A 14313-nucleotide genomic window follows, 5' to 3' on the forward strand; every position below is an offset into this window, starting at 1 on the left:
AATAAAGATTATTAATCTTAAACTAATCTAGTTTAATTTTATTTTGAATGCGCTCGTAGCTCATTTTGGATAGAGCGCTATCTTCCGAAGGTAGAGGTATCAGGTTCAAATCCTGTCGAGCGCACTTTTTATAAAATAACAACAAATAACGATATTTAAAAAAATATTTAAAAAATAATGAAATTTTGGTGGCTATAGCTCAGTTGGTAGAGTTCTGGATTGTGATTCCAGTGGTCATGGGTTCAAATCCCATTAGCCACCCCAAAAAAAAGTAAACAAATAAATTATTTTACGGCGAATAGCGCAGCTTGGTAGCGCAACTGGTTTGGGACCAGTAGGTCAGAGGTTCAAATCCTCTTTCGCCGACCAAAAAATTAGTTCTTGTTATTTATTTTAGTAATTAATGTAAGTAAACTGTTGTTATTTGCATTATCAGAAACAACTATGTCATTCCAACCAATTTTTTTTGCTATTTTTGCTAATCTATTTCCAATAACGAATATTTTACATTCAAATAACCATTCATTTTTATCAAAAACCGAAATTTTTTTATTCAATTGATTTAATATTTCACTGCTTGTTACTACGAGTGTATTTATTTTCCAATAACGCCATTTTTTTACTTCTTCAAGAATATCTATAGCTTTAAAAATTCTTTTATAACATTCAACAACAGATATATTAAAACCGTTTTTTATTAAATATTTTTTTATTAATTTCCTTCCATTTTTTCCTTGCAATAAAACAATTTTTTTTTTAAAAGATCATTTTGACATAAAATACTTAATAAATTTTCACTATTTTCTTTATTTTTAGGAATTAGAATCTTTTTTTTAACATATTTTTGCAAAATAAGAGCAGTACTTTTACCAATAGCATAATATTTTGGATATATAGGCCATATTAAATTATTTTTTTTAAAATACATATTTATATAATAAATAGATTTTTTAGAAAAAATCAAAATTATATCTGATATATATAATTCATAAATTTTTTTCGATATACTATTTTTACCCTTACTTGGGTAAAAATCAAATAAAGAAAAATGCAAAGAAAATATTCCTATATTATTTAAATTATGCACTAATTCCTCTCCTTCTGGAGAAGGTCTCGTAACTAATATTTTCATATGTAATGTGATTTTTTTATATAAAAACTATCCAAAATTTTTTTTGCGCCATTATTAATTAACTCTTTTGCTAAAGAATAACCCATTTCTTCTGCAGTGTTATACCAACCAAATCTTTCACCTTTTAATATTATTTCACCATCTGGTGAACCTACTAATCCCCTGAGCCAAATTTTTTTCTTTTTTAAAATCGCATAAATTCCAATTGGAATTTGACATCCAGCTTCTAATTTCTTGCAAAATGCTCTTTCTGCATTTATTTCAATAAAAGTATTAAAATGATTTAAACGTGATAAAAAAAATAATATTTTTTTATCATGTAATCTAGATTGTATTCCAATAGCACCCTGTCCGCAAGGAGGAAGCGATAATTCAGCAGGTATAATTTGAGTAATTCTATGTTTTAAATTTAACCTATTTAAACCTTCAGTGGCTAAAATAATTGCATCATATTTACCTTCATCTAATTTAGCTATTCTTGTTTCTACATTACCTCTTAATGGAGATACAATTAAATCTGGTCGATAAGTAATTAATTGACATTGTCTTCTTAAACTAGATGTACCAACTACTGCACCTTTCGGTAAATGACTAATAGATTGATAATGATTGGAAATTAATGAATCTAATGCATTCCCTCTCTTACATATACTAATTAAACATAATTCTTTCGTAATATGAACAGGAAGATCTTTCATTGAATGTATAGCAATATCTGCTTTATTTTCAAGAAGAGCAAATTCTAATTCTTTTATAAATAAACCTTTTCCTCCAATTTTAGATAGAGATTTATTTAAAATGTTATCTCCATGAGTAACAATAGGTATTATTTTTGTATTTAAATCTGGATATAAGGATAATAATTTTTTTTGTACGTATTTAGTTTGTTCTAAGGCTAAGGGGCTTTTTCTGGTGGCAATTCTTAATATTTTTTTTCGCATATTACAATTCATATTAGTATAGAAATATTATTTAGTATTTTGAATACTTAAAAAGATCTATCAAAAATAAAAATTAAATTTTTTATTTTTGAATTCTTTTAACATAAGAAAAAACCAAATTTTTATTTGATTGCATAGAACATGACTCTTCAAATATTTCCCAAAAATTTTTATTACTGCGGTTACAAATCCATTTATCCATTTTGTAATTAAAATGATACGCATTTATTTTTGTAGCTAACCATATTTGTTGCAATGATTCTTGTTTATTAATTACGATTGTACTTTTATTTAAAAAAGTAATAGTCATAACATAATCTTGTATTTCATAGTCAATATCGATTGTATTATCATAAAAATTTAAATTATCTTCTATCTTTGAAAATAAATCATCTACTAATTTATAAAAATTATTATTTATTTCAGTAAAAATTATATTTTTTTTCATTTTTTATATCCTTGAATAATAAATTTTATTATATTAAGTTAAAAGATAATTTTTAATAAATTATATTTTCTTTATTTTATCTTTTTTTTAAAGAATTTATCTATAAGAAAAATATACAACTATTAGGAAAAAAAATGTTTTTAAATAATAAAAACAAGAAAAAAATTAGTTTTTCTAAGATGCATGGTTTAGGTAACGATTTTATGGTCATTGAATCAATTAAACAAGATTTTATTCTGAATAAATCAGTTATCAAAAAATTATCTGATCGAAATATTGGAATCGGTTTTGATCAATTATTATTAATTGAAAAATCAAATAATTCCAAATTTGATTTTCATTATCGTATTTTTAACTCTAATGGAAATGAAGTCGAACAATGTGGAAATGGTGCTCGATGTGTAGGTTTATTTCTTTTTCTAAAGGGCTTAATTAACAAAAAAAAGATTAGATTAAGTACTAATAAAAAATATATTTTTATTGAGTTTACATCTGATAATAACATTAAAGTAAACATGAATGAACCTAATTTTAAATCAGAAGAAATACCCATTGCAAAAAAAATTATATTAAAAAATTTTTCTACAAAAATTCTGAATAAAAATTTAACATGTAGTTTAGTGTCTATGGGAAATCCTCATTGTATCATTCAAGTAGAATCTATAAATAATGCCCCTGTAGAAAAAATTGGTAAACTTTTAGAAAAAGATTCAATATTTCCTAAAGGAGTAAATGTAGGTTTTATGAAAATTATAAACAAAAACCATATTCAATTAAGAGTTTATGAACGTGATGTAGGTGAAACTCAATCTTGTGGTAGTGGTGCATGTGCAGCAGTTGCAATTGGTATTGCTAAAAATCTTCTTTACGATACTGTTAAAGTAGATTTATTAGGTGGAAATTTAACAATCAAATGGAAAGGTTTTAACTATCCTCTCTATATGATAGGGCCAGCACATCATGTTTATGATGGATATATATACATATAAAAAATATTTTTTTATTTAAAAAATGTTTTTTATACTTTTGGAAAATAAAAAATGCTTTTAAAAAAAAAAAATACAAAAAAATTCAATCAAATTGTTTTATCTCTTTTTTTAGGCGGTTTTTCTAGTTTTTCTATTTTATACTGCGTACAATCAATTTTACCAGTATTTTCTAAACAATTTTCTTTAACTGCAACAGAAAGTAGTTTATCTTTGTCGGCAGCAACGGCAACAATGGCTATTGGAACATTATTTATTGGACCCTTATCAGATAGAATTGGTCGAAAATCAATTATGTCTTCTTCTTTGTTAATTGCAGCAATACTTACTATAATATGTTCTACTACAAACAATTGGATGATTATTGTTTTACTTCGTTCTTTAACTGGATTAGCATTAAGTGGAGTTGTTGCCGTTGCTATGACTTACATTATTGAAGAAATACATCCAGATTCTGTATCATTTTGTATGGGACTATATATTAGTGGAAATACTATAGGTGGATGTTCCGGAAGACTTTTAAGTAGTTTTTTGGCAGAGTATTTTTCTTGGAATATTGCACTTATAACAATTGGTTTTTTTTCTTTAATATCATCTTGTCTTTTTTTATATTTTTTACCATCATCAAAAAACTTTTATCCTATTTCTATAGATCTTCATAAATTTTTAAAAAATTTTTACTTGCATTTAAAAAATCCAACGTTATTTATTCTGTTTGCAATAGGATTTATTTTAATGGGTAGTTTTATTACAATTTTTAATTATATTAGCTATCGATTAATGTTATCACCGTTTTTTTTATCTTCTTCAACTACAGGATTTCTATCTATTATTTATTTAACTGGAGTCTATAGTTCTCCTAAAGCTGGTATTTTAATAAATCAATATCATCGAAGCAGTGTATTAAGAATAGCATTATTTCTAATGATTTTAGGTTTATTAATTACACAATATAATCAGATTTTCATGATTGTTTTAGGATTAGTAGTATTTTCAGGTGGATTTTTTGCATCTCATTCTATTGCAAGCACTTGGATTAGTTCCCACGCAAAAATTGCCAAAGTTCAAGCAACTTCTTTATATCTATTTTTCTATTATTTAGGATCAAGTATATTTGGTACGTTCGGGGGATTTTTTTGGTTTTATTCAAAATGGACAGGTATTTCATTTTTTATTATAATTATTTTAATTTTTGGAATCTTCTTGTCTTTAAAATTAGAAAAATAATTTAATTTTTTTAAATAAAATTTATATTTTACTTTCCTATAACATGGTTTCTCACAGATAATAAACTTAGTTCAATTCATCAAAATGGCTTAAAGATTATGCTATATTTATTTTCTTATTCTGATTTGAATCATAGTTTATTTGTTTTACTAGCTTTATTTTTTGTATTGTGTTACGAAGCTATTAACGGGTTTCACGATACAGCAAATGCTGTTTCAACATTAATTTATACACGTGCAACCTCAGCTCATTTTGCAGTTATGATGTCTGGTTTGTTTAATTTTCTTGGTGTTTTGCTTGGAGGTTTGACAGTTGCATATGCAATTGTTCATTTGTTACCTAATGATTTATTATTAAATACTAATTCAAAAAATGCTCTCGCCATGGTTTTTTCCATGCTATTGGCAGCTATATTATGGAATTTATCTACTTGGTATTTTTGTTTACCAGCCTCAAGTTCACATTCACTTATTGGAGCAATAATTGGAATTGGTTTGACTAATGCAATTACTACTGGTTCATCTTTAATAGATGCATTAAATATTCCTAAAATGACAAATGTTTTTTTATCTCTTGTTTTTTCTCCTATTGTAGGATTAATAATTTCTGGTGTTTTAATATTTTTGTTACGTTTTTTTTTAAAAAAGAAAAAAAATTTTTATCGTATTCATATGACTCCGTTAGAACGAGAAAAAAAAGATGGGAAAAAAAAACCACCATTTTTAATTAAAATTGCTTTGATTTTATCATCTATTGGAGTAAGTTATGCACATGGCGCAAATGACGGTCAAAAGGGAATTGGTTTATTAATGCTTGTTCTTATCGGAATCGCACCATATGGTTTCCTAGTAAATTTAAATGCATCTAAAAAAGAAATTATTTATACAAAGAATACAATTAATAATTTATATGAATATTTTTCAAAAAACAAAATTAAAATAATTAAAAATACTAATCATCAAAAAAAAATTAGTAATATAACAAAAAATTATAATTATTTTCACATTATAAAAGAAATAAAAAAAAGCAAATCTTTGTTAAAAGATATATATAATTATAATGAATTAAATATGCAAAAAAGATTTAAATTACGTCATTTTTTGCTTTCTCTTTCTGAGAATATTGATCAAACAATACATTTTTTAAATATTTCTAAAGAAGAAAAAAATTTTTTAAAAAAAAGTAAAGAAGATATACTTAAAACAATTGAATATGCACCAATGTGGATAATATTAATTATTGCACTTTCTTTATCTGTAGGTACAATGATTGGTTGGAAACGTATAGTAGTAACTATTGGTGAAAAAATAGGAAAAAAAAGAATGACATATGCACAAGCTATGTCAGCACAAATAACAGCTTCTTTATCAATTGGTATAGCAAGTTATACAGGAATACCAGTATCTACAACACATATTTTATCTTCATCTGTAGCTGGGGCAATGTTAAGTGATGGAGATGGAATTCAAATTAGTACAATAAAAAACATTGCCCTTGCTTGGATATTAACTCTACCTGTTTCGATTTTATTATCTAGTTTTTTTTATTGGATCGCTCTTCTGTTAATATAAAAAAAATTTAAAATATCGATATTATTCTAATATAGGAGTACATGTTACTATAAATAGTACTCCTATTTTTTTTGATAAGGGAGATATATATCAAAACGATGATGTTTATTACTGATAATAAAGTCTACCTTATCGTTGGATATAGGATGAGCATAAGATGGTCGTTTTACAACAATTCTCTTTTTTGCAAATTTTCTAGCGACGTGTAACAAATTTTTTGATTCATCATTTTTTTTTATTAATTTTCTTAAAAATTGCATATTTTTTTTAGGAAGAGATTTTTTTTTATTAATTGGATACATTGGATCTAAATAAATAACATCAGGTTGTAAAATTGACATATTCAGCATATTTAAACTATTGTTAAAAATTAAATGTAATCTTTTTTTTAACCAAAATCCAATTTTTTCATCTTTATAGCCCCTTTCTAAACCATCTTTTAATAAAGCAGCGATTACAGGATGATTTTCTATCATAACAACGTAACATCCTAAAAAAGAAAGAAAAAAAGCATCTTGTCCTAATCCTGCCGTTGCATCTATAACAAAAGGAAAATAATTTTTTTTTATTCCTATAGCTTTAGAAATAATTTCATTTTTTTTTTAAATTTTAAACATCTATAGTTGTTTTTCTTTGAGGTAAAATCAATTTTTATAGATTTTTTTTGAGGTGTTGAACGGTCATATAATTCTAAAGAATTTGAATTCATTATTAAAGCCATAGAACAGTCTTCATCGTGATTTAAAGAATATTCATTAATTAAATTTTGTATTCTCTTATTTTTATGATTGATTATTAAATATATATTCATAATATTTTTATTTTTTAGTATTAATTAATTGACTTTTTAAAAATGCAATTTATAATATAAATTAAATGTTTTTTATTTTTGCTTTTTTTATTAAAATGTTCACTTTAAAAAATTTAGTTTTAAAATTATAAAAATTAATTTTTTTCGTATATTTTTAAAAAATTTAAAATTGTAAAAAATTAATAATCCAGTTCTTTGTTTTTAAAAATTTAATTTACATTTTTGAAAAAAAATTCCCGCTAAAACTAAGATAGTAAATTAAAAAAAGGAAAAAAAATTATGTCATCTAATATTACTCTAGTTGATAAATTAAATCCAACACGTTTTGATCAAAATAAAAAATTAAAAGTTAAAATTGATGAATTATGCAATAAATCATTAAAAAATGTTGAAAATACTTCAAAAGGTTTAATAGAAGAAAAAAAATATCCTATTAGCAGTACTAAAGTTTCAATTAATCATATTGAAAATGAAAATAAAAGAAATTCAATTGATTTCGACGAATTTTATGAAGAATACTTATTAAAATTCAATGACTTTATAAATATGAAAAAAAAACTTCTTCTGAATCCACTTCTGAATCCCTTTCTGAAAGTACTTCCTATAATCCACTCGATATACTAAAAAAAATTCAAGAAAAAATTCAAGAAACTATTAAAGATATCAATTTAAAAAAACAAATCATGGAATCTCTGAATGCAGTAAAAAACACTGTACTTAGTGCCTATGAGACAATTAAAAATGAAACTATAAATCTTTTTAATGGTACAACTTTTTTAAAAATTTTTGATGCAGGATGTGCGTTATTCTCAGAACCAACAGAATCAACTAAAGAAACAAGTAAAAAAATTGACCACTTAATGGAACAAGTTGAAGAATTAAATAAAACAATTGAATCTTCAAAATTTTTTATACATACTATAATTGAAAAAGTTAAAGAACAAGGAAGATTAAAAATAGTTAATAAATTAAATAATAATCCTAATCATCCTGAATATGAAAGTTTTTTTCCAGATCTTCATGTTATGGTTCCTAAAAAAGAAAATTTAAATACATGGTATCCGTTTAATTTAGATGAAAGTTTTGATATAGAGGTCAGAGAAGGTACTTTAAAAGTCAATCAAAAATTTAAAGATAGAATGAATAGAACGATTGAAAAATCTCATTATAAATATTTTACAGATCATAATGTTTGGACAGTTTCAGATAAATTAGATTTATCACCTGAAAATGTTTTTTCTACTATGACACATTTTCAAAAAATATATGAAAAATTAAAATCTTCTTCTCAAGAATTAAATGAAGACTTCATGACAGATTTTCATTCATCTCTTTTTGTTATCGATGGAAATTTAATTCATTCTACGAATAAAGAAGATATGATAGAAAAATTTAAAAAAATAGTTCCAAATATTATGGATCAAAAATTGATTTCTGCATATGCACATCCGAAAATTTTAAAACAGTCTTATCTTCAATTACTTTCTGAACATCCAGAAATAAATCAATATCAAATTATAAATTCAAGAAATATTTATACAATTACACATATAGATAATAATCAAATAAAATTAGTAGCAACTAATTTGTCTAATTTACGTTCAAAAGATAAAAATTCTACTCAGCCATACTATTCTTTTGGAATACGCACAAGTATAATTCTTCCTTCTAAAAATTCACCAACAATAAAGTTTTCACATTTTATGCATTAATTTTTTAACATAAATATGCTTCGAAAAAATAAAATAGGGTATATAAAATATACCCTATTTTTTAAAAAATTAAATTTCTATACTAGAAATATCTTTAATTTTTTTTAATAAAGCACAGTGTATCTCTTTAGGAATATATGGTTTAACATTACCTTTATATTTTGCGATTTCTTTTACAAAAGATGAAGATATAAAAGAAACTTCTTTAGAAGAAAGAAAAAAAATACTATCCAAATCAGGATAAATTTGTTTATTTATAGCTGCTAATTTTATTTCGTAATCAAAATCGAATATTGTTCTTACTCCTCTAATTAAAATATTAGTTTTTTCTTTTTTTGCTAAATTAGCGAGTAAACCATCAAATCCAATTACTTTTTTTATATTTTTAAGATGCAATGTAGCTAATTTAGTTAATTTTATTCGTTCTTTCAAATTAAAAATAGTTTTTTTATTCAGATTATTTGAAATAGCAATAGTTATATTGTCAAAAATTTTTGTTGCACGTGTTATAACATCTAAATGTCCATATGTAATGGGATCAAATGTACCTGGGTATATTGCAATTTTTTTCATTTTTTATTTATTTTTTTTTATATACAAATTAATTATGTTTAAGTCATTTGTTAAATATATAATATTTTCTAATAATTAAGATTATTATTTTTTATAAAGGAAAACATATGAAAAAAAAATGGAAGCCTAGTGCTTCTATTAAAGATTTAATAAAAAGATCAAAAATTATTGCTAATATCCGTTCGTTCTTTTTAAAAAAAAACGTTATGGAAGTAGAAACTCCAACTTTATCTCAATCAGCAGTCACAGATATAAATTTGACGTCATTTGAAACTAATTACCTTTCTTGCAAAAATGATGTCAAAAAAATTAAATTATGGTTAATTACTAGTCCAGAATATCATATGAAACGTTTATTATCAGCAGGAAGTGGATCTATATATCAAATTTGTCATAGTTTTAGAAATCAAGAATTTGGTCAATATCATAATCCAGAATTTACTATGCTTGAATGGTATCAAGTTTCTTTTTCTATGGAAAAAATGATTGAAGAAATAGATTCTTTTTTTCAAAAAATATTAAATTTTGATAAATCAGATAAAATTTCTTATCAAAAAATATTTATAAAGTTTTTACAAATAGATCCTTTGTCTACTAATTTATCTGAATTGTTTAAATGTTACAAAAAATTTAAATTAGAACATTTAACTTATCTTGAAAATGATTTGAATAAATTAATAGAAATGTTATTTACATTGCAAATACAACCTTTTCTTGGAAAAGAAAAACCATTATTTGTTTATCATTTTCCTTTAGAACAAGCTTCTCTTTCTGCTGTAAACAAAGAAGATAATCGCGTTTCAGAAAGATTTGAAATTTTTTTTAAAGGAATTGAATTAGGAAATGGTTTTTACGAATTAACAGATTATTTTGAACAAAAAAATCGTTTTATAAAAGATAATAAAAAACGTTGTAATATGAATTTTCCTGAACAAAAAATAGATGAACACTTTTTAAATGCGATGAAAAATGGGTTACCTCCGTGTTCAGGAGTAGCTATAGGATTAGATCGTTTAATTATGATAGCACTAAATAAAAAAAGTATTGATCAAGTTATGTCTTTTTCATTTGATCGCTCTTGAAAAACTACCAATAGTTTTCCATCGTAATATGACCTTGTTTACGTCTTAAATGTTTTTGCATAAATCGATCTTCTTTTAAAAACAAATATGTATCTTTTACCATAGATGGATTTCCACATAACATAACATGAGAATCATTACAATTAATTTTTAGACCAATTTTTTTTTCTAAAATGTGATTTTTCAATAAAAAAGGGATTCTCCCATTTAAAGAATCATTCGTTTTTTCTCTACTCACTATTGTTTCAATTTTTAGTTTTCCATTATAATTTTTATACAATTTATTCATTAAAGGAAGATAAGTTAATTCATTTTTATATCGTACAGCATGTATTAATACGATATTTTTAAATCTATTAATATTTTTTCCTTCTTGTAATATGGAACAATAAGGACCTATTGCAGTACCAGTAGCAAACATCCATAGTGTTTTACAAGTAGGTATTTCATCTAAGGTAAAAAAACCAAATGAGTTTTTTTTAATAAATAAATTATCTCCGGATTTTAAATTATATAAAAGATTGCTTAATTTTCCATTAAGTATTCGAACAATATAAATTTCTAAATTTTTACTACTAGGAGGATTGACAAATGAATATGCTCTTTGAATTTTTTTCTGTTTAATGTTGTTTTGAAAACTTGTATTTTCTTCATTTAAAGCTAATTTTGTAAATTGTCCGGCTTGAAAAGGAGAAATTGATGCATTTAAAATAAGACTAAATAAATTTTTAGTCCATTTATGCACTTTTAAAACATTAGCGTTAATCCATGGATTCATTAATTTATTTCCCCTTCTGTTATTTTTATCTTTAAATCATTGTACTTATTTTAAAATAAGTACAATGATTGATTTAAAAAAATTTTCATTTTTTTTAAAAATTTTATGTTTTATTTTTTCTCAATTTCTGTAACTTGACTAGGAATATTTATAAATATTTTTTTAGGTTTTTCTTCATCTGGTACTTTACATTCAAAATCGATTTTTAATAGTCCTAAAGATAGTTCTGCTTTTTTTACTTGAATTTTATGATCAAAATTAAAATTTAAAGAAAAATCGTTCAATATAATACTTTTATGCAAATATTTTTTTGTTTTATTATTATTTTTTTCGTTTTGTTTTTTCCCTTGTACTATCAATTGACTGTTGTGTACAGAAATATCTAGTTCTTTTTCCTCATATCCAGGAATACTTAATGTTAATTCATACTTGTGTTCGTCAATTTGAAATAAATCATACATTGGTATATCTGATAAAGGTTTTTCTCCTGTTAATGTGCTGAAAATTTTATCAATTTTATTAAATCTATTTGAAAAAACACTATTTTGATTAATGTTTGGCAAAAAAGAAAAAGAACGATAAGACATAAAACCCCCTTCTATAATTATATATATTTATTTTAGTTTTATATTCTAATAATTAATGTTTAAACTAAAAAGAGTGTCTTAATTCATATAAGGTTTTATTTTTTTTTTTCAATGATTATTTATCATAAACAATGAAAATATTTCAAAAAATTACAAAATAAATCGGCTCAAATCTTCATTAGATATTAGTTGATTTAAATGTTTTCCAACATATTCTGCGTTAATTTCAATAGTTTTACCATTGTTATCACTAGCATTAAAAGAAATATCTTCCATAAGTTTTTCTAAAATTGTATGTAAACGACGAGCTCCTATATTTTCCATAGATTCATTAACTTTCCAAGCCGCTTCTGCAATGTTTCGAATTCCTTCTTTTGTGAAATTTATGCATACACCTTCTGTTTGCATAAGGGCTTTATATTGTGCAGTAATGGATGCAGTTGGTTCAGTTAAAATTTTTTCAAAGTCATTGATTGTCAATGCTTGTAATTCTACTTTAATTGGAAGACGTCCTTGTAATTCTGGAATTAAATCAGAAGGTGTTGACGTTTGAAATGCACCTGATGCAATAAATAAGATATGGTCTGTCTTAACCATTCCATATTTAGTCGATACAGTGCAACCTTCAATTAATGGGAGTAAATCTCTTTGTACGCCTTCTCGAGAAATATCTGGACCAGAAGAGTCACCTCTTTTACATATTTTATCAATTTCATCAACAAATACTATACCATTCTGTTCTACTGCATTAATTGCTTCTTTTTTAATTTCTTCTTGATTTATTAATTTAGCAGCTTCTTCTTCTTTTAATAATAAAATTGCATCTTTTATTTTTAGTCGTCTTGTATTTTTTTTATGACCCCCTAAATTCTGAAAAAGAGATTGTAATTGACTTGTTAATTCTTCCATACCAGGAGGTGCCATTATTTCTACACCCATAGTAGTGGCTAAAACATTAATTTCAATTTCTTTTTCATCAAGAACACCTTCTCTTAACTTTTTTCGAAACACTTGTAATGTGTTTAATAAACTTTCATTTTTTTCGTTCTCTGTCCAGTTGTTTTTCGGCCTTGGAACAAGAACGTCTAATATTCTTTCTTCAACTATTTCTTCAACTCGAAGTTTATTTTTTTCAATATTTTTTACTCGAATCATTTTAATAGCAGCGTCGGTTAAATCTCGAATAATAGAATCTACTTCTTTTCCAACATATCCAACTTCAGTAAATTTAGTCGCTTCTACTTTTATAAAAGGTGAATCAGCTAATTTAGCCAACCTTCTAGCAATTTCTGTTTTTCCTACTCCGGTAGGACCAATCATTAAGATGTTTTTGGGAGTAATTTCATGACGTAGTTCATTATTTAGTTGCATTCTACGCCAACGATTTCTTAGTGCAATAGAAACGGCTTTTTTTGCTTTTTCTTGACCGATAATAAATTTGTCAAGTTCATATACAATTTGAGGAGGGGTCATTTCAGACATATAAATAATCCTTATTTTTCTGAAAATAGTTCTTTTATAGTAAAACTATGATTAGTATAGATACAAATATTTGCTGCAATATTCAATGATTTTTCTACGATTTCATTAGCACTAAGTTTAGTGTTTTCAATTAATGCACGTGCTGCTGATTGCGCATAAGAACCACCAGAACCTATTGCGATTAAATCATCTTCAGGTTGTATTACGTCACCGTTTCCAGTAATAATTAATGAAGTATCTTTATCAGCTACTGCTAACAAGGCTTCTAATTTACGTAGCATTCTATCAGATCTCCAATCTTTTGCTAATTCAATAGCAGCACGTTGCAATTGACCTTGATACATAGCTAATTTTTTTTCAAACATTTCAAATAGAGTGAAAGCATCTGCAGTTCCGCCTGCAAAACCAGCAATTACCTTTTCATGATAAAGTGTTCTAATTTTTTTTACATTACTTTTCATAATAGTATTGCCCAAAGTTGCTTGTCCATCACCTCCGATTACTACTTTATTTTTTAATCTTACACTCAGTATTGTGGTCACAAGAAAAAACCTCTTAAAAATAATGTGTTAAATAATATGTTAGTATTTTTTTTAATTATATAAAAAATAAAGTTTATATTTAAAAAAAAATAATTTTAACTTTAATTTATACAAATTATTCAAGTAAAATTATTAATAAAATCAAATATTTTCATGTATAAATAAATTTAAGTTTAGTAAATTTTCAAAAAAAATTTTAAAAACTACAGATTTTCCAATTTGTGAATATATTTCCATTTTTCTTTAGGCTTAGGAGGTAATAAATCATCACTTATTTTTTTATCTATACAAATTTTTTTTTCTATATTTTTTGATTTTTTTAAGAAAATATTTAAAAAAGAAAAAAAAAGAACTATTGTTATGATAACAATGAGAATATGATATTTATTTAAATTTATTTTCTTTTTTTTCTTTTTTTTATTTTTTCTTTTTTTTTAAAAT

13 protein-coding genes, 3 tRNA genes and 2 pseudogenes are annotated in these 14313 nt (G+C 24.4%); 9 read left to right on the forward strand and 9 right to left on the reverse strand.

Annotation, left to right across the window (positions count from 1 at the left end; translation table 11 throughout):
* Positions 1-49 precede the first annotated feature (49 nt).
* The 3 genes from QZ401_RS00425 to QZ401_RS00435 all read left to right on the forward strand — a co-directional run bounded on the left by QZ401_RS00425 (position 50) and on the right by QZ401_RS00435 (position 369).
* Positions 50-124 (forward strand) — tRNA-Arg (locus tag QZ401_RS00425).
* Positions 125-188: 64 nt separating this feature from the next.
* Positions 189-264: transfer RNA gene (locus QZ401_RS00430), tRNA-His, on the forward strand.
* 28 nt (positions 265-292) lie between these two features.
* Positions 293-369: transfer RNA gene (locus QZ401_RS00435), tRNA-Pro, on the forward strand.
* A gap of 5 nt (positions 370-374) precedes the next feature.
* On the opposite strand, the pseudogene QZ401_RS03160 reads toward QZ401_RS00435, so the two are convergent.
* The 3 genes and pseudogenes from QZ401_RS03160 to cyaY all read right to left on the reverse strand — a co-directional run bounded on the left by QZ401_RS03160 (position 375) and on the right by cyaY (position 2521).
* Positions 375-1132 (reverse strand): annotated as a pseudogene (locus tag QZ401_RS03160) (uroporphyrinogen-III synthase).
* Positions 1129-2073: a hydroxymethylbilane synthase gene (hemC, locus tag QZ401_RS00450; RefSeq protein ID WP_295164016.1), complete on the reverse strand. Its 945-nt coding sequence runs from the start codon at positions 2071-2073 to the stop codon at positions 1129-1131. Before hemC ends, QZ401_RS03160 begins: the two are co-directional and overlap by 4 nt.
* 82 nt (positions 2074-2155) lie before the next feature.
* Positions 2156-2521, reverse strand: coding sequence for an iron donor protein CyaY (gene cyaY, locus QZ401_RS00455; protein WP_295164018.1), 366 nt, complete (start codon positions 2519-2521; stop codon positions 2156-2158).
* Positions 2522-2685: 164 nt separating this feature from the next.
* Here cyaY and dapF point away from each other — a divergent pair, with 164 nt between their 5' ends.
* From dapF to QZ401_RS00470, 3 genes are all read left to right on the forward strand, one after another.
* Positions 2686-3510: a diaminopimelate epimerase gene (gene dapF, locus QZ401_RS00460; protein ID WP_295164843.1), complete on the forward strand. Its 825-nt coding sequence runs from the start codon at positions 2686-2688 to the stop codon at positions 3508-3510.
* A 51-nt stretch (positions 3511-3561) separates the two neighbouring features.
* Complete coding sequence (locus QZ401_RS00465; protein WP_295164019.1) at positions 3562-4734, forward strand: MFS transporter; 1173 nt, start codon at positions 3562-3564, stop codon at positions 4732-4734.
* Positions 4735-4832: 98 nt separating this feature from the next.
* On the forward strand, positions 4833-6305 hold the full coding sequence (locus tag QZ401_RS00470) for an inorganic phosphate transporter (RefSeq protein ID WP_295164021.1): 1473 nt from the start codon (positions 4833-4835) through the stop codon (positions 6303-6305).
* Positions 6306-6367: 62 nt separating this feature from the next.
* On the opposite strand, the pseudogene QZ401_RS00475 reads toward QZ401_RS00470, so the two are convergent.
* Positions 6368-7116 (reverse strand): annotated as a pseudogene (locus tag QZ401_RS00475) (class I SAM-dependent methyltransferase).
* A gap of 279 nt (positions 7117-7395) precedes the next feature.
* On the opposite strand from QZ401_RS00475, the gene QZ401_RS00480 reads away from it, so the two are divergent.
* Together QZ401_RS00480 and QZ401_RS00485 are read left to right on the forward strand one after the other, a co-directional pair.
* Entirely contained in the window at positions 7396-7740 is a 345-nt protein-coding gene (locus QZ401_RS00480) for a hypothetical protein (RefSeq protein WP_295164022.1), read from the forward strand.
* A 59-nt stretch (positions 7741-7799) separates the two neighbouring features.
* Positions 7800-8828, forward strand: coding sequence for a hypothetical protein (locus QZ401_RS00485; protein WP_295164024.1), 1029 nt, complete (start codon positions 7800-7802; stop codon positions 8826-8828).
* 69 nt (positions 8829-8897) lie between these two features.
* Here the strand turns inward: QZ401_RS00485 and coaD are convergent, their stop codons facing one another.
* The gene (coaD, locus tag QZ401_RS00490) at positions 8898-9401 is read right to left on the reverse strand and encodes a pantetheine-phosphate adenylyltransferase (protein ID WP_295164025.1); all 504 of its coding nucleotides are present in this window, start codon (positions 9399-9401) and stop codon (positions 8898-8900) included.
* A 107-nt stretch (positions 9402-9508) separates the two neighbouring features.
* Here coaD and epmA point away from each other — a divergent pair, with 107 nt between their 5' ends.
* Entirely contained in the window at positions 9509-10483 is a 975-nt protein-coding gene (gene epmA, locus QZ401_RS00495) for an elongation factor P--(R)-beta-lysine ligase (protein ID WP_295164028.1), read from the forward strand.
* A gap of 4 nt (positions 10484-10487) precedes the next feature.
* Here the strand turns inward: epmA and QZ401_RS00500 are convergent, their stop codons facing one another.
* The 4 genes from QZ401_RS00500 to hslV form a co-directional block, all read right to left on the reverse strand.
* Positions 10488-11261 carry a ferredoxin--NADP(+) reductase gene (locus QZ401_RS00500; protein ID WP_295164030.1) on the reverse strand — a complete coding sequence of 258 codons (774 nt, stop codon included), beginning with the start codon at positions 11259-11261 and terminating at the stop codon, positions 10488-10490.
* Between the two features lie 110 nt (positions 11262-11371).
* On the reverse strand, positions 11372-11848 hold the full coding sequence (locus QZ401_RS00505) for an Hsp20 family protein (RefSeq protein ID WP_295164032.1): 477 nt from the start codon (positions 11846-11848) through the stop codon (positions 11372-11374).
* Positions 11849-11998: 150 nt separating this feature from the next.
* Positions 11999-13330: an HslU--HslV peptidase ATPase subunit gene (hslU, locus tag QZ401_RS00510; protein ID WP_295164034.1), complete on the reverse strand. Its 1332-nt coding sequence runs from the start codon at positions 13328-13330 to the stop codon at positions 11999-12001.
* Positions 13331-13341: 11 nt separating this feature from the next.
* Positions 13342-13872: an ATP-dependent protease subunit HslV gene (gene hslV / locus QZ401_RS00515; protein WP_295164035.1), complete on the reverse strand. Its 531-nt coding sequence runs from the start codon at positions 13870-13872 to the stop codon at positions 13342-13344.
* Positions 13873-14313: the final 441 nt, after the last annotated feature.

The sequence above is a fragment of the uncultured Buchnera sp. genome (genome assembly GCF_913776765.1).
GTDB classification, from domain to species: domain Bacteria; phylum Pseudomonadota; class Gammaproteobacteria; order Enterobacterales; family Enterobacteriaceae; genus Buchnera; species Buchnera aphidicola_AO.